This is a genomic window from Macrococcus sp. 19Msa1099 (assembly GCA_019357535.2).
Lineage (GTDB): Bacteria > Bacillota > Bacilli > Staphylococcales > Staphylococcaceae > Macrococcoides > Macrococcoides psychrotolerans.
Map to the genome: position 1 here is coordinate 967510 of CP079955.1, position 20577 is coordinate 988086.

The 20577-nt window shown below is 34.9% G+C and carries 26 protein-coding genes and 1 pseudogene; 16 read left to right on the forward strand and 11 right to left on the reverse strand.

Annotated elements, in window-relative coordinates:
* The first annotated feature begins 3 nt into the window (after positions 1-3).
* The 3 genes from KYI10_04870 (at position 4) to glnA (ending at position 3057) form a co-directional block, all read left to right on the forward strand.
* A complete protein-coding gene (locus tag KYI10_04870; GenBank protein QYA33770.1) occupies positions 4-1263 on the forward strand; it encodes a methionine gamma-lyase family protein in 1260 nt (419 codons plus the stop codon).
* Positions 1264-1328: 65 nt separating this feature from the next.
* Complete coding sequence (locus tag KYI10_04875; GenBank protein ID QYA33910.2) at positions 1329-1703, forward strand: MerR family transcriptional regulator; 375 nt, start codon at positions 1329-1331, stop codon at positions 1701-1703.
* 16 nt (positions 1704-1719) lie between these two features.
* Complete coding sequence (gene glnA, locus KYI10_04880) at positions 1720-3057, forward strand: type I glutamate--ammonia ligase (protein ID QYA33771.1); 1338 nt, start codon at positions 1720-1722, stop codon at positions 3055-3057.
* A 212-nt stretch (positions 3058-3269) separates the two neighbouring features.
* On the opposite strand, the gene KYI10_04885 is transcribed toward glnA, so the two are convergent.
* Complete coding sequence (locus KYI10_04885; GenBank protein ID QYA33772.1) at positions 3270-3659, reverse strand: hypothetical protein; 390 nt, start codon at positions 3657-3659, stop codon at positions 3270-3272.
* Between the two features lie 268 nt (positions 3660-3927).
* Between KYI10_04885 and KYI10_04890 the strand changes: the two genes are divergently transcribed.
* The gene (locus KYI10_04890) at positions 3928-4431 is read left to right on the forward strand and encodes a hypothetical protein (protein QYA33773.1); all 504 of its coding nucleotides are present in this window, start codon (positions 3928-3930) and stop codon (positions 4429-4431) included.
* A 101-nt stretch (positions 4432-4532) separates the two neighbouring features.
* Positions 4533-4883 (forward strand): hypothetical protein, encoded by a 351-nt coding sequence (locus KYI10_04895; protein QYA33774.1) that lies wholly within the window; start codon positions 4533-4535, stop codon positions 4881-4883.
* Positions 4884-5036: 153 nt separating this feature from the next.
* Here the strand turns inward: KYI10_04895 and KYI10_04900 are convergent.
* The 3 genes and pseudogenes from KYI10_04900 to KYI10_04910 all read right to left on the reverse strand — a co-directional run bounded on the left by KYI10_04900 (position 5037) and on the right by KYI10_04910 (position 7375).
* A pseudogene (locus tag KYI10_04900) lies at positions 5037-5282 on the reverse strand (IS3 family transposase).
* A gap of 101 nt (positions 5283-5383) precedes the next feature.
* Positions 5384-5911, reverse strand: a complete 528-nt coding sequence (locus tag KYI10_04905; GenBank protein ID QYA33776.1) for a hypothetical protein — start codon at positions 5909-5911, stop codon at positions 5384-5386.
* Positions 5912-6028: 117 nt separating this feature from the next.
* On the reverse strand, positions 6029-7375 hold the full coding sequence (locus KYI10_04910) for an aspartate kinase (protein ID QYA33777.1): 1347 nt from the start codon (positions 7373-7375) through the stop codon (positions 6029-6031).
* Positions 7376-7566: 191 nt separating this feature from the next.
* Between KYI10_04910 and KYI10_04915 the strand changes: the two genes are divergently transcribed.
* The 4 genes from KYI10_04915 to KYI10_04930 are packed head-to-tail and all read left to right on the forward strand — an operon-like array spanning position 7567 to position 11582.
* Entirely contained in the window at positions 7567-8781 is a 1215-nt protein-coding gene (locus tag KYI10_04915) for a homoserine dehydrogenase (GenBank protein ID QYA33778.1), read from the forward strand.
* Position 8782: 1 nt separating this feature from the next.
* On the forward strand, positions 8783-9844 hold the full coding sequence (gene thrC, locus KYI10_04920) for a threonine synthase (protein QYA33779.1): 1062 nt from the start codon (positions 8783-8785) through the stop codon (positions 9842-9844).
* Positions 9844-10746 carry a homoserine kinase gene (gene thrB / locus KYI10_04925; protein ID QYA33780.1) on the forward strand — a complete coding sequence of 301 codons (903 nt, stop codon included), beginning with the start codon at positions 9844-9846 and terminating at the stop codon, positions 10744-10746. Before thrC ends, thrB begins: the two co-directional genes overlap by 1 nt.
* Before the next feature lie 26 nt (positions 10747-10772).
* Positions 10773-11582, forward strand: a complete 810-nt coding sequence (locus KYI10_04930; GenBank protein QYA33781.1) for a Cof-type HAD-IIB family hydrolase — start codon at positions 10773-10775, stop codon at positions 11580-11582.
* A 136-nt stretch (positions 11583-11718) separates the two neighbouring features.
* On the opposite strand, the gene KYI10_04935 is transcribed toward KYI10_04930, so the two are convergent.
* The 4 genes from KYI10_04935 to KYI10_04950 form a co-directional block, all read right to left on the reverse strand.
* Positions 11719-12036 carry a hypothetical protein gene (locus KYI10_04935; protein ID QYA33782.1) on the reverse strand — a complete coding sequence of 106 codons (318 nt, stop codon included), beginning with the start codon at positions 12034-12036 and terminating at the stop codon, positions 11719-11721.
* Between the two features lie 62 nt (positions 12037-12098).
* Positions 12099-13538, reverse strand: coding sequence for an amino acid permease (locus KYI10_04940; GenBank protein ID QYA33783.1), 1440 nt, complete (start codon positions 13536-13538; stop codon positions 12099-12101).
* 176 nt (positions 13539-13714) lie between these two features.
* Positions 13715-13864 (reverse strand): 50S ribosomal protein L33, encoded by a 150-nt coding sequence (rpmG, locus tag KYI10_04945; protein ID QYA33784.1) that lies wholly within the window; start codon positions 13862-13864, stop codon positions 13715-13717.
* A gap of 28 nt (positions 13865-13892) precedes the next feature.
* Positions 13893-15086 carry a GTP-binding protein gene (locus tag KYI10_04950; GenBank protein QYA33785.1) on the reverse strand — a complete coding sequence of 398 codons (1194 nt, stop codon included), beginning with the start codon at positions 15084-15086 and terminating at the stop codon, positions 13893-13895.
* Between the two features lie 179 nt (positions 15087-15265).
* On the opposite strand from KYI10_04950, the gene KYI10_04955 reads away from it, so the two are divergent.
* The 4 genes from KYI10_04955 (at position 15266) to KYI10_04970 (ending at position 17400) form a co-directional block, all read left to right on the forward strand.
* Complete coding sequence (locus KYI10_04955) at positions 15266-16195, forward strand: zinc ABC transporter substrate-binding protein (protein QYA33786.1); 930 nt, start codon at positions 15266-15268, stop codon at positions 16193-16195.
* A 13-nt stretch (positions 16196-16208) separates the two neighbouring features.
* On the forward strand, positions 16209-16478 hold the full coding sequence (gene rpsN, locus KYI10_04960) for a 30S ribosomal protein S14 (protein ID QYA33787.1): 270 nt from the start codon (positions 16209-16211) through the stop codon (positions 16476-16478).
* 119 nt (positions 16479-16597) lie between these two features.
* On the forward strand, positions 16598-17011 hold the full coding sequence (locus tag KYI10_04965) for a hypothetical protein (GenBank protein QYA33788.1): 414 nt from the start codon (positions 16598-16600) through the stop codon (positions 17009-17011).
* Between the two features lie 8 nt (positions 17012-17019).
* The gene (locus KYI10_04970; protein ID QYA33789.1) at positions 17020-17400 is read left to right on the forward strand and encodes a VOC family protein; all 381 of its coding nucleotides are present in this window, start codon (positions 17020-17022) and stop codon (positions 17398-17400) included.
* Positions 17401-17736: 336 nt separating this feature from the next.
* Here KYI10_04970 and KYI10_04975 read toward each other — a convergent pair whose 3' ends face one another.
* Positions 17737-18441, reverse strand: coding sequence for a ZinT/AdcA family metal-binding protein (locus tag KYI10_04975; GenBank protein ID QYA33790.1), 705 nt, complete (start codon positions 18439-18441; stop codon positions 17737-17739).
* 123 nt (positions 18442-18564) lie between these two features.
* Between KYI10_04975 and KYI10_04980 the strand changes: the two genes are divergently transcribed.
* Complete coding sequence (locus KYI10_04980; GenBank protein QYA33791.1) at positions 18565-18705, forward strand: hypothetical protein; 141 nt, start codon at positions 18565-18567, stop codon at positions 18703-18705.
* Between the two features lie 26 nt (positions 18706-18731).
* Here the strand turns inward: KYI10_04980 and KYI10_04985 are convergent, their stop codons facing one another.
* Entirely contained in the window at positions 18732-18941 is a 210-nt protein-coding gene (locus KYI10_04985) for a PspC domain-containing protein (GenBank protein ID QYA33792.1), read from the reverse strand.
* 315 nt (positions 18942-19256) lie between these two features.
* Positions 19257-19877, reverse strand: a complete 621-nt coding sequence (gene lexA, locus KYI10_04990) for a transcriptional repressor LexA (GenBank protein ID QYA33793.1) — start codon at positions 19875-19877, stop codon at positions 19257-19259.
* Between the two features lie 144 nt (positions 19878-20021).
* Here lexA and KYI10_04995 point away from each other — a divergent pair, with 144 nt between their 5' ends.
* Both KYI10_04995 and KYI10_05000 read left to right on the forward strand, forming a co-directional pair.
* Entirely contained in the window at positions 20022-20243 is a 222-nt protein-coding gene (locus KYI10_04995) for a hypothetical protein (protein QYA33794.1), read from the forward strand.
* Positions 20244-20327: 84 nt separating this feature from the next.
* A complete protein-coding gene (locus KYI10_05000) occupies positions 20328-20564 on the forward strand; it encodes a DUF896 domain-containing protein (protein ID QYA33795.1) in 237 nt (78 codons plus the stop codon).
* Positions 20565-20577: the final 13 nt, after the last annotated feature.

A 20577-nucleotide genomic window follows, 5' to 3' on the forward strand; every position in this document is an offset into this window, starting at 1 on the left:
ACTATGAAAATTACGAAGTATGAACAGCTCCAGCAATTAATCGATGACAATGAAATTAAAATCACGCCGATATTTAAAAGGATAGAATCTATCGCCCTTTATAATCAAAAAAAAGTAATAGATGCATTTAATGATATAAAAATTACAGACGCTGATCTCGGCGGTACGAATGGCTATGGCTATGATGATAGTGGGCGAGATAACTTAGAAGCGGTGTATGCACATGTTTTTAAGACAGAGGATGCCATCGTTCGTCCACAAGTCATCAGCGGGACACATGCAATAACGCTTGCATTAAGCGCTAACTTACAATTCGGGGACGAATTACTCTACATAACGGGTCAACCCTATGACACGCTTTTGGAAGTTATCGGTATTACAGGTAACGGTATCGGTTCATTGATTGAAAATGGTGTTGCCTATAAGGATATCGATTTGGTCAACAATGAAATCGATATCGAAAATGTCTTAGAAGCTATAACATCAAAAACGAAGATGATAGGTATTCAGCGCTCTAAAGGGTACAGCTCACGTAAATCATTGACAATTAAACAGATAGGTGAGGCAATATCAGCGATAAAAGATAAACATCCTGATGTTATTGTATTTGTCGATAATTGTTATGGTGAATTCACAGAAATTCAGGAACCGTCAGAAGTGGGTGCAGATTTAATTGCGGGCTCGCTCATTAAGAATCCAGGAGGTGGACTGTGTAAAATTGGTGGTTATATTGCAGGACGTGAAGATTTGATTGAGCGTGTTGGATATCGTCTCACAGCACCAGGTATCGGCAAAGAAGCAGGTGCCTCACTTTACAGTCTGCATGAAATGTATCAAGGATTTTTCCTGAGCCCGCATGTTGTGAGTCAGGCACTAAAAGGCGCAGTATTTACTAGTGCGATGCTTGGGTCTTTGAATCTGAATACAACGCCACTTTGGAATGATGAGCGAACAGACCTCATTCAATCAGTCATCTTCAATGATAAAGAAAAGATGATTGCATTTACACAGGCTATTCAGATGGCATCTCCTATAAATTCACAGTATTTACCGATGCCGGCATATATGCCTGGCTATACGGATGATGTTATTATGGCAGCAGGCACATTTATACAAGGCGCATCACTTGAACTTACAGCAGACGGTCCGATACGTTCACCGTACGAGGTTTATGTTCAAGGCGGATTAACTTATGAACACGTTAAACTCGCAATAATAAAAGCGATTGAAATACTGATTGAAAAAGAAATTATAACGTTATAACAAATCCATGTAAGGTTTCCTTACATGGATTTGTTTTTTATAAAAAAATATGATAAATTACAACTATGTTCGAAAGGGTGTTGAAGATGCGTGATGCAATAAGAAGAAATATGCCGGTGTTTCCAATGAGTGTCGTTATGAAACTAACAGAGCTTTCTGCAAGGCAAATTAGATACTATGAATCACAGTCGTTGATTACACCTGAACGAACAAGTGGGAACCAAAGACTATTTTCAATGAACGATCTGGATTTATTACTTGATATTAAACTGCTTTTAGAAAAAGGGTTTAATATGAAGCGTATTAAATCGATTATCAATGAGGAGAAGTCACAACAACCCACATTTGAGATTAAAGAATCTCTTGATTACGAAGTTTCAAAGCTCGACCGTAGTAAAGTCCCTATTAACCGTGGGGATTTGTCAAGATTTTTTAAATAAACAACTGGAGGATATTATGGCGAAATTTACAAGAGAAGACATCATCAAGTTAGCAGAGGAATCAAACGTACGTTATTTAAGACTACAATTTTCTGATATTCTAGGTACAATTAAAAACGTAGAGGTGCCTATCAGCCAGTTAGAGAAAGTACTAGATAATGAAATGATGTTCGATGGTTCATCAATTGAAGGGTTTGTTCGTATCGAAGAATCAGATATGAAATTATATCCAGACTTAGATACTTGGGTTATTTTCCCATGGACTTCTGATAAAGGGAAAGTTGCGCGTTTGATCTGTGACGTATATAAGCCAGATGGTACACCATTCTCAGGAGATCCACGTAGTAACTTAAAACGTGTCTTAAAAGAAATGGAAGCGTTAGGATTCACTGAATTCAACTTAGGACCAGAACCAGAATTCTTCTTATTCAAATTAGATGAAAAAGGGGAACCAACACTTGAATTAAATGATAATGGTGGATACTTCGATTTAGCGCCTACAGATTTAGGTGAGAACTGTCGTCGAGACATCGTTTTAGAACTTGAAGACATGGGCTTTGATATAGAAGCGAGTCACCACGAAGTAGCGCCGGGTCAGCACGAAATCGACTTTAAATATGCAGATGCAGTTACTGCATGTGATAACATTCAAACATTCAAATTAGTTGTTAAAACAATTGCGCGTAAACATAATCTTCATGCAACATTTATGCCTAAACCATTATATGGTGTAAGTGGTTCAGGTATGCACTTTAACGTTTCGTTATTCAAAGGGCCGAAAGAAAATGCGTTCTATGATCCGAACGGAGAAATGGAATTATCTGAAGATGCGCGTCACTTTATCGCAGGAGTTCTTAAACATGCAAGAGGATTTACTGCAGTGTGTAACCCATTAGTAAACTCTTACAAACGTTTAGTACCTGGTTATGAAGCACCAGTTTATATCGCATGGAGTGGCCAAAACCGTTCGCCATTAATTCGTATTCCTTCATCACGTGGACTATCTACACGTGTAGAAGTACGTTCGGTTGATCCATCTGCTAACCCATATATGGCATTAGCAACGATTCTTCAAGCAGGGTTAGATGGCATCAAGAATAAATTAGCTTGTCCAGCACCAGTTGATCAGAATATTTATGAAATGAATCGTGAAGAACGTGAAGCAGTTGGTGTAGAAGACTTACCATCAACACTTTACACAGCGATTAAAGCGATGAAAGAAGACGATATTTTAAAAGAAGCACTGGGTGACCACATCTATCGTGCATTCATCCACTCAAAAACTATTGAATGGGACATGTATCGTATGCAGGTGTCTGAGTGGGAACGTGACCAATATATGAAACAGTATTAATAGAAGTAGGCTGCATATTGCTTATTAAATCAAAGACAAATAGAATTTATCTAGTAAATGCCAGGTATTAAACAAAATGAATATATAATCAAAATCAAATATCTAAAAAGGGAGAGAATCTAGTATTCTCTCCCTTTTTAAATGGAATCAATATTTCAAAGCTTGTGTAAGTTCTAATGTTATAGGATAAATGTCCTATAATAAAGGTTTAATTAAAGTGTAATGGATGATAAGAATCTTGTAAAAGAATCATAAGTGATATTAAGTCTTATTGATAATCCTGAATCTGTAGCTATATTTGAGTATTCAATTCCGGAGTCCAAATTAATGTAAACAAGAATACCGTCCTCTAAATCAATTATTGTGAAAGATAAGTCTGGTTCTGTAAAATATAGAAAGTTGAGAGTATTTTCAAGCTTATATGTATTCATTAAAAGTATATCTTCTTCGAATAACGCGATTTCTTTTGAAACATTCCTATTGTCATAACTTATTATCAAGTTATATACAGTACATACATCTCTTTCTTCCTTTTTTACTAATATAAGAGCTATATTATTTTCTTTATAGTCTCTATCTTTAAGTACGAACTTTTTTTCCATATTTTTGTGTCCTTTTATACATTCTTTTTTTGTATATATGAAGTTACGACATGATTATTTTTTACTACTAATATTGTACCTGTCGCTTTATTTTATAGAATTTTAGCACCTGTGTTTCTACCTGTGTATTTGACTAAATAAAACTCCTATTAATTTTATATAATTATAATGTAGTTTAACACAATTTACTAAAAATAGTATAAAATAGGTTTGTTGTCATGTAGAAATATTATAAAAGGTAGAATAAAATTATAAAAGGTGAGAGTATATGAAAAAACATAGAGGACTTAAGAGAATATTTAAATCAACCTTGGATAATTATCATGAAAATTTTATTAAATATAATGGATATATAGAATTATATGTTCCGCAAATAGGTTTTATGAATGAAGATATCAATGGGAAAGAATATCAAATTATCAATGTTCTAATTGAAAATACTAAACATTCTATTCCAAAGGATGCAAATTTTATGTATGTGATAGATGAACTAAATATTTTGAATAGTCATATAATTATAAGTGACGATAGTAATGATTTTAATTTAAACCTCAGGCAGGAATCTTTAGAAAAAATTCCTAATTATCTCAAACAAATAGAAAGTAAATTTGATTTGAAGTTCAAGCGCATGGTCTCTATAACGGAAATGAACTTTGTAGATTATATTAATTTAGGTGAAAATGATAAGTTAGATATACTTTATTACATAAGAAAAGACGAAGAAAAAGTAATATTTGTAACAAATGTATTGTGGACTTGGAGTAGTATGTGAAAAGAAGCATAGAACATATAAAACTTCATTAATATCTTGCATTTGTTTACTTAAAAAATAGTAGGGGTATTTTATATTTTAATAAACAGTAGGAGAATAATATGAATATATTTACTTGTTGTGTTTGTGGTTACCTAGATTTAGATGAAACTCCATATTACGAAGACTTTGCGGGTAGCAATGTCATATGTGCTTGTTGTGGTTTTGAATATGGTGTCGATGATTATGATAATCCAGGCATAAACTATGAGACTTTAAATGATAAAGAAGCTGTAGAAAAGGCACACCAATTATCGAGAGAAGAATGGATTAAAAGTGGATGTAAGGTGTTTGATCCTACAGTATACAGCCCTATAGATATTAAAGATGGAAAGTTAGAAAAAAGAAAAGTTATAGAACAGTTTAAAAATATAAACTATAATTTTGATAATAATCCACATAAAAGAAGTTAATTAACTGGTTATGCAGGAATGTAAAATAAACTGTGTAAGTAGAGTGCGTACGACTCTGCTTCGCAGTTTTTTTATTTTCCTAGCGCGCTAACGCTTACTTGATCCATAAAAAGTGTTGGTTAAAAATCAAACCAATGGAATGTCAACAGGTTCTTAGACACTTTTCATGTGTAGAACTTTAAACGCCATTGGTGTTAAATACTGTAATGAAGAATGTGGTCTAAAATTGTTGTACCAATTCACATAATCAAATAATTCTGTTTCTAACTGTTCTAAGCTTTCAAATTTCATCTGTTTTGCAAATTCGGTTTTCAGTGCTTTCATCGTTGCTTCTGCAACAGCGTTATCATATGGACAGTCTTTAGCATTTAATGAACGCTTGATTTCAAAAGTCTTTAAACAATCTACGTGTCGTAAGGTCGCATAACTAATAAAGAAACAGACATATTCATTAACGAATATGTCTGTTTCTCTTGGGGTTACTAGTAAATAAGATATAACTAACAAATATCAGTATAAATATCTTTAAGTTTAAAGTAGTATGGACTATCAAAGTCATTACGCATATAATCATGATTCAAGTGATTATAAAATTCAATTAATCCTTCTTTTACAGCATGATTGAATTCATTTAAAGGTAATGAATATGTTGTACGTTTATCTTTTTCTTCTAAAATTGTAAGAACAATATTATTTTCTTTTTTAAATGTATAAATTTCAAAATCTACATCTAAATATGAAATTATATACTCATTCATAATAGTTGCTTGATATAAATCATACCATAGCATATATAAGTCACCAGTCTGAACTTGTTTGTCTACAATTATATTTCCACTGTCTTCAATACAAATACTACCTTCAAAATATCCTTCATTATCTTCATTACTAAACAATTCAACTTTTTTAAAATCTGCACCGATTGGAATAAGAGAAAGTCTTCGCCCTTCAGATGTTAATTGGTTATTTTTGTAATTATATTCTAAGTCATTCAAATGTATATTATAAGCAAAGCTTGTAACTCTCAAAACATAGCCCTCCATTTTTAATTAGGGTAGAAAGAAGATATTTTACCACTTGAGTTAATAGAAATATGTGAATCGTCTATACTTAATTGGAATCGGTTCCTCTATATATGAGCTTTGTTAATGCGTAAAATATGCCTCATATGCGGCAATTACCGCTTGGTCTGCATCTTTATCCTCGATGCCAAACATCATACTTATTTCTGATGAGCCTTGATTGATCATCTTTAAATTGATATTGCGAGCCTTAAATGCCTCTGTTGCTTTATTAGCGGTACCTACAAGTGTTTTCATACCTAGACCTACAACCATCAGTATTGCGATATTCTTTTCTATTGAAAGAGCGTCTACTTTTAATTCGTGTTCTATTTTTTCTAGTAACTTTGCTTCCTTTCCTTCAAGCTGGTGGGCGCGTAATATAATACTAATATCATCGATTCCAGAAGGCATGTGTTCATATGAAATATTCATATCTTCTAGAATTGATAAGAGACGACGTGTAAATCCAATTTCTCTGTTCATCAAATATTTCTTCATATTAATACTGGCAAACCCTGTATCACAACTTACACCAACGACACCTGTAGATTGTCGTGTATTCGTAATGAGTGTTCCTGGGTGATCTGGGTCGTTCGTATTCTTGATGTTTACAGGTATTTGAGAACGATAGACAGGAAGTAATGCCTCATCATGAAACACACTGAAACCAGCATAGGAGAGTTCTCGCATTTCTTCATATGTCAACTGTATAATTGAAGCAGGATGATCAACGATATTGGGATTTGCTGAGAAAATACCTGATACATCTGTAAAATTCTCATAGACATCACTGCTTAAACTGCTGGCGATAATTGCCCCTGTAATATCACTGCCTCCACGAGAGAAGGTGTTGATATCTCCGTTCTTATTAACACCAAAAAATCCAGGAATGATTACTTTGCCTTCAGCATGAGCAAGATTATTTTTTATTTTTTCATAGCTTTCTTCTAATACGATGGCATTAGAGGGTTCATCACTGACGATAAGCCCAATATCTCCTGGAGATAAATAAGTCGTCATTATTCCTTGTTCGTTGTTGTAGCTTGCTATAAGCTGCGCATTGAAATCTTCTCCGCAGCTCTTCAAAGCATCTGTCAGTCGCTCGGGCTGATCTTGATAGCGCATAATATAGTCATTGAGCTGAGTACGGAAAGTCTCGATTAATGAGTGACGTATATTCAGCTCTCGTTCTATTTGTAGAAATCGTTCAAGTATTTGTGAGATGAGCTCCTGATAATCTTTTTTATATGTAACAGCTTCTACCAGAGCAATAAGCAAATCTGTAACTTTAACATCCTTATTATGACGTTTTCCGGGTGCAGATACGACAATGTATTTCCTCGTTGCATCATTATTAATAATATTCAGTATCTTTTTAATCTGTTTAGCATCGGCCACACTTGAACCACCAAATTTACAAACTTTCATAAAATCACTCATTTCGCTTAATGTTATTGTTATTTTATCTTTAAAGTGTAATAGAATATAGAGTATATGATCATTTTCATAAATTATTCTATAAATCTTTACATTGATGATGTTTTAGTTATACTATATTTATGAATCCTTTTCAAGAATACATTTGTATTCTTGGTAAAAACATAATCGGGAGTGAGATAATGAAACAAATTAATATTGCGTTATTAGGTCTAGGAACGGTGGGTACGGGTGTCGTTCAGATCCTTAAGGAGAACCATGAACAGATAAAAGAGAAGCTGAATACGGATATTCGAATTACATGGATACTTGTTTCTGATGTAACAAAGCCAAGAAGTATCGAGACCGCACATTATCAACTCACTGATAATATAGAAGATATCAAAAATGATGATACGATAGATATGTATGTCGAAGTAATGGGTGGAATAGAAAATACGAAAGAGATATTACTCTATGCATTGAATCAGAAGAAGCATGTAATTACTGCAAATAAAGATCTGCTTGCAGAGCATCTAGAAGAGATGGAGCAAGCGGCCCATAATAACGGTGTCTCTTTAAAATATGAAGCCAGCATCGCTGGAGGTATTCCTGTAGTAAATGCTTTGAATTATGGCTTAAACGCGAACGGTATCGGCAAGTTTATGGGAATATTCAATGGAACGTCTAATTTTATATTGAGTAAGATGACACATGAAAGACAATCTTATGAAGAAGCATTACGAATTGCTACAGAATTAGGTTTTGCTGAAGCAGATCCTACAGCAGATGTAGATGGTATAGATGCTGCCAGAAAAGTAACCATTATGAGCTATCTTGCTTTTAATCAATTCAGAAAACTTGAGGATTGTCGATATACAGGGATCAGAGAAGTGAAGTTATCGCATATCGATATTGCCAAAGCTTTTGGATATCGCATTAAATTGATTGGTAGTGGTGTCATGAATGGTGATGATGTATCTCTATATGTAGAGCCGATGTGCATTCCATCTGATCATCAGTTATCGCATGTCGAATACGAATATAATGCAATTTACATTGATGGAAATGCTGTTGGAGATACAATGTATTACGGTAAAGGAGCCGGTAGTCTTGCAACAGGAAGTGCTGTTGTCAGTGATATCCTGAACGTAATAGAACTCATAGGGACTGATCTTCACAACTTGCCGCTGCATCTTGAAATTAAGCAGGAGACGCGTGAACAGCCTTCTTGTTTACTTTTGATTATCGATTTGTATGCAGATAGTAATATTGAAGCAATACTGAATGAAATTTCAGTTGAAAGACATATTGTAAGGGATGGCATGCTTGCAATTGAAACAGACCGAGAAGTAAATTATGAATATCTAGAAGAACAGCAATTAAACTATAAAACTTATAGAATTGAAGGTGTATAGAATGAACAGATGGTCAGGGTTAATCGCAGAATATAAACATTTTTTACCCGTAAGTGAGGCAACACCGAAACTCACATTAAATGAAGGCGGTACGCCATTGATACATTGTGCTCATCTTTCAGAGGTTCTTGAAAATGAAGTATATGTGAAATATGAAGGTGCGAATCCTACAGGTTCATTTAAAGACCGCGGTATGGTGATGGCTGTAGCAAAAGCTAAAGAAGAGGGGAAAGAAATTGTCATTTGCGCTTCTACGGGGAACACTTCAGCTTCAGCAGCTGCCTATGCTGCAAGAGCCGGAATGAAAACGATTGTAGTAATTCCGGAAGGGAAGATTGCTATGGGTAAATTGGCTCAGGCAATCGTTTATGGAGCTGATATCGTTTCTATCGAAGGTAACTTTGATGAAGCATTGAAGATTGTAAGACATGTTGCAGAAAAACGTGATGATATCGCACTAGTAAACTCCGTTAATCCATATCGACTAGAAGGTCAGAAGACAGCTGCTTTTGAAGTAATTGAACAGCTTGGACAAGTTCCAGACGTGTTAGCGATTCCTGTTGGAAATGCTGGTAATATTTCGGCATACTGGAAGGGGTTTAAAGAATATGATGCAAATCATAACGTTGGTTTACCAAAAATGTATGGTTTCCAGGCAGAAGGTGCTGCACCGATTGTAAAAGGTCGTATTATCGAGCAGCCAGAAACGATTGCTACTGCGATTCGTATCGGGAATCCTGCAAGCTGGAAGCTCGCAGAAGCAGCACGTGATGAATCGGAAGGAATGATAGATGCTGTAACAGATGATGAGATACTAGAAGCATATGACTTAATTGCAAAGAAAGAAGGTATCTTTGCTGAACCGGGCAGCAATGCAAGTATTGCTGGTCTGTTAAAGTTAAAACGTGAAGGTCGTCTGTCAAAGGGGCAGACGATTGTTGCAGTATTAACGGGAAATGGGCTTAAAGACCCGCAGACTGCGATTGATTCAATTGAAATACAGCCTGCTGTGCTAAAGAACGATGAATCAGCGATTATTAGATACATTGAGGAGCGAGTATAATGCTATATATAAAAGTCCCAGCGTCAACATCCAATTTAGGACCAGGATTTGATTCGATCGGTATGGCTGTAAACATCTATCTTGAACTTGAAGTAGAAGAAAGTGAAAACTGGGAAATTCAGCATCTCGGTGATGTACTATCTGAACTGGATGATAATGATGATCATTACATCAGGAAGATGTGTCGACTGTTTATGCAGCAGTTTAATCTAGAAGAAAAAAAGTTTAAAGTTATAATGTATTCTGATATCCCATTAGCGCGTGGCCTGGGAAGTAGTGGTTCAGCACTCATTGCAAGCCTTGAAATTATCAATCATTTCTATCAATTAAATTTAACAAGAGAAGAACGTATTCGTATACTCTCTCGAATTGAAGGACATCCAGATAATGTTGCACCGAGTATTAAAGGTGGTATTGTTGCAGGATATTATAATAATGTAACCGATGAAACGGTGACATTAGATGTTCCTGTGATTAAGTGGCCGATCATGGTTGTAGTTCCTAATTATGAACTGAAAACTGAAGCATCAAGAAATGTCCTTCCCGACCACATATCGTTTGAAAATGCAGTTCGTGCAGGTGCAATAGGTAATATGCTTATAGCAGCACTTTACTCTGAAGATTATAGGACAATGGGGAAGATGATGACAAGTGATCTTTATCACGAACAGTATCGTGCACACCTTGTGCCGCATTATCAGATGGTGAAGGATGTTATCACTGAGGACTGCTTTGCATTTTTAAGTGGGGCAGGGCCATCGATCTTTATTGTATCTCATCCTAAGCAGTATGATGAAAATCGTTTCAATCTACTAAAGTTACCCGACTGTGACGTAAAAAGCATAGAACCCGATCAGGAAGGCGTAATTACCTTTGAAAAAGAAGGTCGTATGGTAAACTAATACTATCAATTTTTAGGAGTGAGAAAATGAACTATAAACTGATAGTGCTCGATATGGATGATACATTACTATCATCTAAGAACGAAATATTGCCTTCAACGATCAAGGCATTGATAGAGGCACAGAATAATGGTGCTATGGTTGTGCTGGCATCCGGCAGGCCGACAGGTGGCATGATAGATGCAGCAGAAATACTACAGCTGGACACACATCAATCCTATATTATCAGCTATAACGGGGCTGTTGTAACAAGGATGAATGATCGCACAGTTGTAGATGCAACATATGTTCAGCAAGCGCATTTTAGTGAAATTTTACGATTTTTAAGAAAGGAAAATGTAATGGCACTGACATATAAGGACAACACAATTTATTATGAAGGTCAGTCAGCCTACGAACAAGTAGAAGGTGAACTTACAGGTTTAGAAATGATTAAAGTAGACAATCTGCAAACTGTCATTACAGAAGATGTGCCTAAAGTGATGGGCGTCGGAGATATTGAACATATTGAGGTTTTAAACAAGCAGCTGGAAGGAAGTTTTGGTTCTGACATCCACGCTACGACCTCAAAGCCATTCTTCCTTGAATTTATGCATCGTGATGTTTCAAAAGGAAAGGTGTTACAACGTCTGGCGGAGCAGCTTGGAATTCAGCAGTCAGAAATTATTGCATTTGGTGACAGCAATAATGACAAAGATATGCTTGAATTTGCAGGACTGGGCGTGGCGATGGGGAATGCGAATAATACGATTAAAGAAGCTGCAGATGTCATCACACTCAGTCATGATGAGGATGGAATCGCACAAATAATAGAAACATATCTATATAAAAAATGATGCTTCATTGATATGTTGATGATAATGAAGCATCTTGAAAATTATGTAATCTATGGAGTACGAAGCAATGATGTTATAATCTTGATAAATCTAGGGGTCAGAATTTTCTGGCCTCTTTTTTGACAAGCAGCAACAATTATTTTGCTGTATGTGTCCATTCTGAAGCATTGCGATGTCTTTTTGTATGTGCAAATATATTATCAGCAGCATAATCTTCATTTGTATAGACAGTAATATCGTAGAATACCATATCGTCTTCAAACGGCTCATAAAGGTACGTATCCTTTAGATGGTCGAATAATCGGATCATTGCAGTGCGATCTAGTCCTGGATATTCACGTAAAATCTTTTTAATAATCTGGTTATGTTTTTCATAGACACCCTGCACTACAATTACAAATTTTTCATCAGTTTTTAGTACGTCATCAAATAGGTTAATTTGTCCATTACTCATTATCACCACTCCTTTATACATATTATACAAAGAAACCCTACACAATGTATAGGGTTGTTGTCTTATAACGTATGCTTTTCAAGATTGATATCTTCAAGTTTAATGACTTTTGTACGTTTAACTAATTTATAGCTAAAATAAGTTATGATTGCAACGATAATAGGAATATATGATTCAACGACCTTAACATAATTCATCGCCTTAATATCGCCAAATGACTGACCAACTAACAAGAAAATAATGGTACAAATTACGATAATCGGTCCTAATGGGAATAAGGGTGCTTTATATGCAAGTAAAGCGTCGATATCTTTATTTTGTTTTATAATTGCATTTCTTAGACGCATATGACTTATTATACTGATAAGCCATACGATTAGAACAAGCGATCCCACCATGTTTAATAGTTTGAAATAACCTCCTGCATTGATGTTTGCATAGATTAATGTGAGTATAACGAAACCTGTTGTTACTATTAATGCATTAAATGGCATATTATTTTTATTTAGTTTTCCAACAAACCTCGGTGCTTTATTATCCTGACTTAATGATAATAATAGTCTGCTTGTTGCGTACAATCCAGAGTTACCTGCACTAAGCACAGCAGTTAATATCACTGCATTCATTACAGAAGCAGCAAACAGGATACCTACTTTATCGAATACGATAGTAAATGGGCTCATAGACACATCGCTATTCTCATTAATGAGCTGAGGATCTGTATATGGGATAATACAAGCAATAATAAATATAGAACCGATATAGAACAATAAAATTCTCCAGAAGACTTGCTTAATTGCTTTTGGCATAGATTCACTTGGATTCTCAGACTCGCCCGCTGTAACAGCCACGACTTCAGTTCCACCAAATGAGAATCCAGCGACAATTAATACTCCCAGTAATCCGAATATACCATTATGGAAAGGGGCATCACCAACCGTAAAATTTTTAAATCCAATAGGCTCACCACCAATAATTCCAAAAATAAGTAATAACCCCATGATCAAAAATAAGAAGATGGTTGCTACTTTAATAATACTGAACCAGTATTCAGCTTCTCCGAAAGATTTAACAGAAAATGCATTCAACATGAAAATCAATGCTAGAAAAATAAGACTCCATATAAAAGGATGAATGCCACCGAACATCTCCCAGTAACTTAGGACTTTAGCAGCAGATAATATATCGACACTTGTTACTAAGCTCCAAATAATCCAGTAAAACCAACCAACTGTAAACCCTGCAGCTGGATCGATAAAACGGGTTGCATAAGCATTAAATGCACCAGACACGGGATAAAATGTTGCGAGTTCTCCAAGTGCTGTCATTAAAAAGTAAATCATAATACCGATAACAGCATATGCGACTAATGCACCACCGGGTCCAGCTTGTGCAACAACTGCACCACTTGCCATGAATAATCCTGTACCAATCGAACCTCCGATTGCTATCATTGAAATATGACGAGTCTTTAAATCTCTATCCATCTTCTTATGTTCCATATAATCACCTATCTTCCTAAAAATATAATCCCTATTGTAAGATAATTAAGAAAATTTATCAAGAAAAAGTTTTAATGCGTTTATGCTTTTAAACGTTAAAGTATAAATGCGAGTAAAAACTGGACTATGAAAATAAGTGTTGACTCTTCGTAGTCCAGAAAAATTGTTAATAATTATTATTTTGTCTCACGGTGTAAAGTGTATTTTTTTAATCTTGGACAGTATTTCATCAATTCAATACGCTCAGGATTATTTCTTTTATTTTTCTTCGTGATATAGTTTCTATCGCCACATTCCGTACAAGCTAAAGTAATATTTAATCTCATTTTGTTCACTCCTATAAATTTATTCTTTTTAGTCTAATATGATATCAGGATTTGTTTCTGCTACCGTAAACTGAGGCAGGGAATCATTAAATATTGTCCAGTCCATCTTCATTTCTTCGTCTGTTAATAAACAGCGATCAAGGTCAGATACAATTTGCTGTTGATTCATTTCGATTCCGATAAAAACGATTTCAGTCTGGCGATCACCGAATGCATCCCATCTCTCCTTAAGTGTAGGATCTTCTATCATTTCCAGAGCTATCTCATCCGTACTTAACGTTGCAATCCATTCACCAGCACCTTGAATCTGCATCGAGTTACCTGCCTGGCTGATTAATCCACACATATCATTACGGGATGCCAACCAGAAGAATCCTTTTGAACGTATAACATCTAATGAAAAGTTTTCTAGGAAATGCATAAAACGTTCAGGATGGAAAGGGCGCTTTCTTCTATATACAAATGAGCCGATACCATACGCTTCAGTTTCCGGTGTATGCTCATCGTTTAATTCTTTTAACCATCCGGCACTTTGAGATGCTTTTTCAAAGTCAAATAACTTCGTGTTTAAAATTTTATCCATGTGGATTTTTGAGTGATCTGTCTCATAAATTAGTGCATCCGGGTTTAACTGATGGATTAATGCACGTAGTTCCTTAACATCTTCCTCATGCACTAAATCCGTTTTATTTAATAGAATAACATTTGCAAATTCAATTTGATCAATTAATAAGTCAATGACTTCACGTGTATCATGCTCATCATTTGCCATCTGGCGTTCAAGCAGCGATTCACCTGATGCATAATCATCCCAGAATCTGTTCGCATCAACAACTGTAACCATCGTATCTAACACTGTATTGTCACTTAAGTTTATACCTAGCACTTCATCGTTTAATGTTAACGTTTGAGCTACTGGTAAAGGTTCAGAGATGCCAGTAGATTCAATAACAATATAATCTAATTCTGAAGTTGTAATGAGCTTATTAATTTCAACCAGCAAATCTTCTCGTAACGTGCAACATATACAACCATTTTGTAACTGTATCATCTTTTCATCGGTACGTGACATATTTACTAGGTCAGCATCAACATTAATCTCGCACATGTCATTTACGATGACACCAACGCGTTTGTCTTCGTTATTCATCAATATATGATTAAGCAATGTTGTTTTCCCGCTTCCTAGAAATCCGCTTAATACCGTAATAGGGACTTTCAAATGTATAACCTCCAATTCGTAATCATTACGTTTTAATATGTTATCGCTTTTATGACCATTTGTAAAGTAAAAAATCAAAAAGATAATTCTTCAGATAATCTTGCTTCTATCTATTGCATTTGTAAATAAAGAAGTATAGAATATTAAAACGTAACGATTACGAAATAGGAGATGATGAAATGAAGAAGTATTTTTCACTATTAGTGGTAATGGTAGTGATGCTGTTATCAGCTTGTGGTTCAGCAGATACAGTTCAAAAGGAGGGTAAACTAAAGGTCTATACGACAGTATTTGCATATAAGAGTATTATTGAGCAAATTGGTGGATCGCACGTTGAGGTGCAATCAATTTATCCGAAAGGAATCGATATCCATACTTTTGAGCCTACACAAAAAGATTCTTTACGTGTAGCGAAATCTGATATCTTTATCTATTCAGGTAAAGACTTGGACCCGGTTGGTGCTAAGATTGCTAATATTGCAAAAGATAAAACTAAAGTCGTGTCATTAGTACATGAAATCAAAGAATCTGATTTGCTTGCCAGTGAATCACATGAACATGGTGATGAACATGAAGATCATAATCATGGCGTACATGACCCGCATATATGGCTAGACCCAGTGTTTAATAAATCTTTTGCAAAGACGATAAAAGATGAGCTCGTTGCTAAAGATAAAAAGCATAAGAAGGCCTATGAAGAGAACTATAACAAGCTGATCAAAGATCTTGATGCCATTGATAACAAGATGAAAGATATTGCGAAGAATAAAAAACATGATACGGTATATATCTCTCATGATTCATTAGGTTATCTTGAACACCGCTATGGATTTATGCAAGAAGGTGTATCTGGTATGAACAATGAAGAACCTTCCCAAAGTGATATTATCAATATGATTAATAATATTGAAAAGTCTAAAGCATCGGTGATTTTATATGAGCAGAATATACCATCCAAAACGACAGATATTATTAAGAATAAAACGAATGCAAAAACGGTAAGGTTTCACAATATGGCTGTATTAACAAAAGACGATAAAGGGAATATTACGTATCAGCAATTAATGGAAGATAATGTCAAAGCTATTGATGAAGCTTTAAATAAATAGGAGGAGCGATATTTTGGCTAAAAAATCAAAAATAGCAAAAGAACTAAAAAGGCAGCAGCTGGTAGAACAATATAGAGAACAAAGAGCAACGTTGAAAGCTGCTGGAGATTACGTCGGTTTAAGCAAGTTACCAAGAGATTCATCACCTTCAAGACTTACGAACAGATGTCATATTACAGGAAGACCGCGAGGCGTTTATCGTAAATTCGGACTTTCTCGTATCGCACTAAGAGAACTTGCGCATAAAGGACAGCTACCTGGTATAAAAAAATCGAGCTGGTAGTACATGCTTAATTAGAAAGGTTAAGGCCATAAAAAGTCTTAGCCTTATTTTTATGTTATAATTTTTATTATGTCATATGTTTGATATAATAAAATGAAATTATGATCTAGGAGTAAACCATGAAAGAAAAAATAACTGCATCACTTTTAATCACGACTGAAGATAAAATATTGATTCAAGACAATGGCAACAAGCGAATGAAATTACCAGGTGTCGTAAAAAAAGGTCAATATACAATTAAACAGACTGCTGAGCAATTTGCGCGTAAGTTAAATAAAGAAATCAAAGTAGGAGGTATCTTGTTTGTTGTTGAGGAGAAAAAGCCGTTTAAAGGATTGATTTTTGAGACGATGGTTAATGATACTGCTTTTGTTTTCAATACACGCAATCAATCTGAATTTAAAGTAAGACATCCATATGCGTGGCTTGATTTTGATTACCTCGATCAGCTTGATATCGCTGATGAATTAAAACAGCTGATTATATCCAATCAAGTGATAAAATCAAGTGTGCCCTTAATCAATCTACATTAGGAGATATTATGAAAAGTTACTGGTTAAATTTTGCTGTTACTGATGTTGAACGTGCTCTAAACTTTTATCGTAATATCGGATTTGAAATCATTGATGAACGAAGTAACAATGAAACATTAGGTGCCTTTAAAATTGGTGATAATACGATATGTATATTTAAGCAGGATATACTTGAGCAGTTTATGCAGACACCATTAAAAGGTTACGCTGATCACCCTGAGATTATCATTTCCTTTGATCTGCCTGAAAAACACAATGTCGATGAGTTATATGAACGTATTGTTCAGTCGGGCGGAAATGCAGTAAGTAAGCCTACGGTAAAAAATGGTTATTATGGGTTTATATTCACGGATCTTGATGGTCATTATTTCAATGTGATGGTAATGTGAGGTAATTTATGTATAAGAAAATTGTAATATTAATTTTTACCGCAAGTATTCTGCTGTTATATTTTCTTCCTTCGATACACGGAAGGGGACAGATTAATCTCTATGTCCGCCTGCTGCTTTATGTTCTTACACTTCTTGGTTTATACATGAGTATGCTGATTGGACATATAAAGATGCGAATGCTCTATACTGGATTATTTGTATTGTTGACGGCAATAATATTGTTTATGCATACCTTTAATATATGGATATAATAGACTTTGATAACGGTTAAATACGATTAAAAAGAAGAGAAGATGACAGGGAATATTAATTTCTCGTCATCCTCTCTTCTTTTTAATGTGCCAGCATTTCTTCTTGTATTTCTCTAGCAGATAGGTCATCAGGATAGTATGTTGGCCAGTTTTCAAGTTCTTTTAGGAGTGCTTTACGATCATCCCCCATATAGATATGGAAATGAAGTGCACGTTCAGGAGCGATGATATGATCGCTGAACTGCACATAGTTGGGTGCCTCATTATCTCCATATACTTTTTTGAATATGTATCTAACGCCGCGATTTCCTTTTTCATAAGTCAGAATCTCTTTGCCATCATATTCATACTTAGCACGATGTTTTTTATTTTGTTTTGTAAAGATGATGTCTTTTTCACCAATTTTGATATGGGCGACATCAGTCTCGTATCCTTTATTATAGTATTCCTTTACTTCTTTCTTCGACTTATTCTGATCTTCCGCTTTATGTTCGAATACTTTATCAAGAGATCCATCTTTTAAGAAGGGATACACAGACTGCCAGTCACCTTCCCAGTCTGTTAACCGCCTGTCTTTTACAGCGTCATCTTCAAAATACCCTTCGTAGATTTTTTTGTCTGAATCTGTCAGATGATGTTCATGTTTGTGACTATGTACCTGTTTGTCTTTATGATGTTCAATCTTCTGTTCTTTTTTTACAGCTGCTTTATCTTCAGTGGTGTCACTACATCCAGTGAGCAATATAGCAAGTGAGACAGTTGTACCGATAATCAATTGTGTTTTCATATGTATTCTCCAATCGTAATTATTACGATTTAAATATTACTTCAACCCACATGATTCGTCAATGGTAAATTTTAAATTTATGGTAGAATGAATTTAAATATATTGAAAGAGGAATTTGTCTATATGAAACTAACTTTGATTTTTAGCTATGTACTGCTATTATTTGTCTTAAGATATGGATTCCAAATATTGAATGATCAAGTAACGCTTCTGCTACTGATTGGTGGATTAGCATTATTCGGATTTTCAAACAGAAAAAAATAGAGCAGGGTGAAGGCTTCCAGCTCTATTTAGTAGTTATCCAGAACATCTGTATCTTTTGGCATAAATAAGGCGAGTAGGATATAGATTGTAAATGTAGGTATATTCGCTGTAAAAAATGAGACTAAAATGAATGTGATTCGAACTACTTTAGAATCAATATTAAAATATTCACTAATACCACCAAGAACTCCAGCAACATAGCGATCAGTTGTTGACCTTGTAAGACGTTTTTTCATTATCTATCACTCCTTTTTTTAAATATAGCAAATAGATGTAGATTATTCCAATGATATACTAAAATGTTTAACATATAGTATTATGGGTATAGTAAAGATAGATTATTTAAGGGGATAGTAACATGGAAACAACAGAGAAGAAAAATGAAAAAGATATACTTGAACAAGTTAAAACGATATTAGGCAAGTAGGATCCAATTGATAAATAATATTACAACACCCGAGCCAGTTAGAAAAGTTTTATTCTAACTGGCTCGGGTGTTGTGATATTGGTATTAAAAATTATATACATGTAGCAAAACGTATGGCCTAATATTAAAATTCTCTGAATAGACCTACAACTTTACCAAGAACAGTGACTGAATCAAGGTAAAGCGGTTCCATTGTCAGATTCTCGGGTTGTAGACGGTAACGATTATTTTCTTTGAAAAAGCGTTTAACTGTCGCTTCATCTTCATCTGTCATCGCAACGATAATATCTCCATTTTCTGCGATGGACTGTCTTCTTACAATTACTTTATCTCTATCAAGAATGCCCGCTTCAATCATACTTTCCCCAACGACTTCTAAAATAAATATGTCACTGTTATGGCTAGAAGTGAAGTGTGCAGGTAATGGAAAGTATTCTTCAACATTTTCGATTGCAGTAATCGGGACCCCTGCAGTAACCTTTCCGATAACCGGTACATGAATTGTAGCCTCAGAATAATCTTGTGAATTTTCACCGTGTATAATCTCAATGGCACGGGGCTTCGTTGGATCTCGTTTAATATAGCCTTTTTCCTCGAGACGAGAAAGGTGGCCGTGCACAGTCGAACTTGAGGCAAGTCCGACAGCTTCTCCAATCTCTCTTACACTCGGTGGATATCCTTTAGTTGATACAATATGTTTTAAATAATCATATATCTCTTCTTGTCTTTTAGTGAGTTCTCTCATTTTAAACACTCCTTATATGTGGTGTTACACGTATTATAGCATACACGTTCGCATGTAACAAACATTTGTTCGTATTTTTATTGACATAGAACACACGTTCTGATAAAGTGTGAATACAAACAAATGTTCTAGGAGGAATTTGATATGACCGTTAGAATTTCTAAGGAATTTATACTATATTGTATCTTGTTTTTAATGATTACGCTTTTTTCGGTACTTTATATAGAACAATCGCAAGCTATTTATTATAATGAAGCACCTGGATTTACCGAACAGATAGGAGAACAAGACAATGGCAGATTACCGCATTCCGATTCTTATCATGATCCTGTTTCCAATGGTGAGGTACTTGGTGTTGTAAATTAATTAAAATATTTAATGTATTATGAGTGTAGCCAGTTGGTTTCACTCGTTTTTTTTGGTATCTTTATAATGAAAGGAATGAGAGTTATGCTAGATGAAAATAAGATGAAGAGAATTAATGAACTAGCTCAGAAGAAAAAGACAGCAGGTCTTACGGAGGAAGAAGGTAAAGAACAGACTTTATTACGTAAAGAATATTTACAGTCCTTCAGACAGTCTTTCAAGAAAACGATTGAGAACACGACCGTCATAGACCCTGAAGGTAATGATGTAACACCTGACAAGGTGAAAGACATTCAAAGATTAAATAATATCAGAAAATAAATTTTGTAGATGG

Excerpts from the sequence above, each read along its gene's own strand:
- KYI10_04870 (QYA33770.1), top strand. The coding sequence starts at position 4 with ATGAAAATTACGAAGTATGAACAGCTCCAGCAATTAATCGATGACAAT.
- KYI10_04975 (QYA33790.1), bottom strand. The coding sequence starts at position 18,441 with ATGAAAACACAATTGATTATCGGTACAACTGTCTCACTTGCTATATTG.
- KYI10_04955 (QYA33786.1), top strand. The coding sequence starts at position 15,266 with ATGAAGAAGTATTTTTCACTATTAGTGGTAATGGTAGTGATGCTGTTA.
- rpmG (QYA33784.1), bottom strand. The coding sequence starts at position 13,864 with ATGAGATTAAATATTACTTTAGCTTGTACGGAATGTGGCGATAGAAAC.
- KYI10_04985 (QYA33792.1), bottom strand. The coding sequence starts at position 18,941 with ATGAAAAAACGTCTTACAAGGTCAACAACTGATCGCTATGTTGCTGGA.
- KYI10_04875 (QYA33910.2), top strand. The coding sequence starts at position 1,329 with ATGTTCGAAAGGGTGTTGAAGATGCGTGATGCAATAAGAAGAAATATG.
- KYI10_04965 (QYA33788.1), top strand. The coding sequence starts at position 16,598 with ATGAAAGAAAAAATAACTGCATCACTTTTAATCACGACTGAAGATAAA.
- KYI10_04885 (QYA33772.1), bottom strand. The coding sequence starts at position 3,659 with ATGGAAAAAAAGTTCGTACTTAAAGATAGAGACTATAAAGAAAATAAT.
- KYI10_04980 (QYA33791.1), top strand. The coding sequence starts at position 18,565 with ATGAAACTAACTTTGATTTTTAGCTATGTACTGCTATTATTTGTCTTA.
- KYI10_04915 (QYA33778.1), top strand. The coding sequence starts at position 7,567 with ATGAAACAAATTAATATTGCGTTATTAGGTCTAGGAACGGTGGGTACG.
- KYI10_04940 (QYA33783.1), bottom strand. The coding sequence starts at position 13,538 with ATGGAACATAAGAAGATGGATAGAGATTTAAAGACTCGTCATATTTCA.
- KYI10_04930 (QYA33781.1), top strand. The coding sequence starts at position 10,773 with ATGAACTATAAACTGATAGTGCTCGATATGGATGATACATTACTATCA.
- KYI10_04970 (QYA33789.1), top strand. The coding sequence starts at position 17,020 with ATGAAAAGTTACTGGTTAAATTTTGCTGTTACTGATGTTGAACGTGCT.
- KYI10_04895 (QYA33774.1), top strand. The coding sequence starts at position 4,533 with ATGAATATATTTACTTGTTGTGTTTGTGGTTACCTAGATTTAGATGAA.
- KYI10_04995 (QYA33794.1), top strand. The coding sequence starts at position 20,022 with ATGACCGTTAGAATTTCTAAGGAATTTATACTATATTGTATCTTGTTT.
- KYI10_04890 (QYA33773.1), top strand. The coding sequence starts at position 3,928 with ATGAAAAAACATAGAGGACTTAAGAGAATATTTAAATCAACCTTGGAT.
- KYI10_05000 (QYA33795.1), top strand. The coding sequence starts at position 20,328 with ATGCTAGATGAAAATAAGATGAAGAGAATTAATGAACTAGCTCAGAAG.
- KYI10_04935 (QYA33782.1), bottom strand. The coding sequence starts at position 12,036 with ATGAGTAATGGACAAATTAACCTATTTGATGACGTACTAAAAACTGAT.
- thrC (QYA33779.1), top strand. The coding sequence starts at position 8,783 with ATGAACAGATGGTCAGGGTTAATCGCAGAATATAAACATTTTTTACCC.
- glnA (QYA33771.1), top strand. The coding sequence starts at position 1,720 with ATGGCGAAATTTACAAGAGAAGACATCATCAAGTTAGCAGAGGAATCA.
- thrB (QYA33780.1), top strand. The coding sequence starts at position 9,844 with ATGCTATATATAAAAGTCCCAGCGTCAACATCCAATTTAGGACCAGGA.
- lexA (QYA33793.1), bottom strand. The coding sequence starts at position 19,877 with ATGAGAGAACTCACTAAAAGACAAGAAGAGATATATGATTATTTAAAA.
- KYI10_04910 (QYA33777.1), bottom strand. The coding sequence starts at position 7,375 with ATGAAAGTTTGTAAATTTGGTGGTTCAAGTGTGGCCGATGCTAAACAG.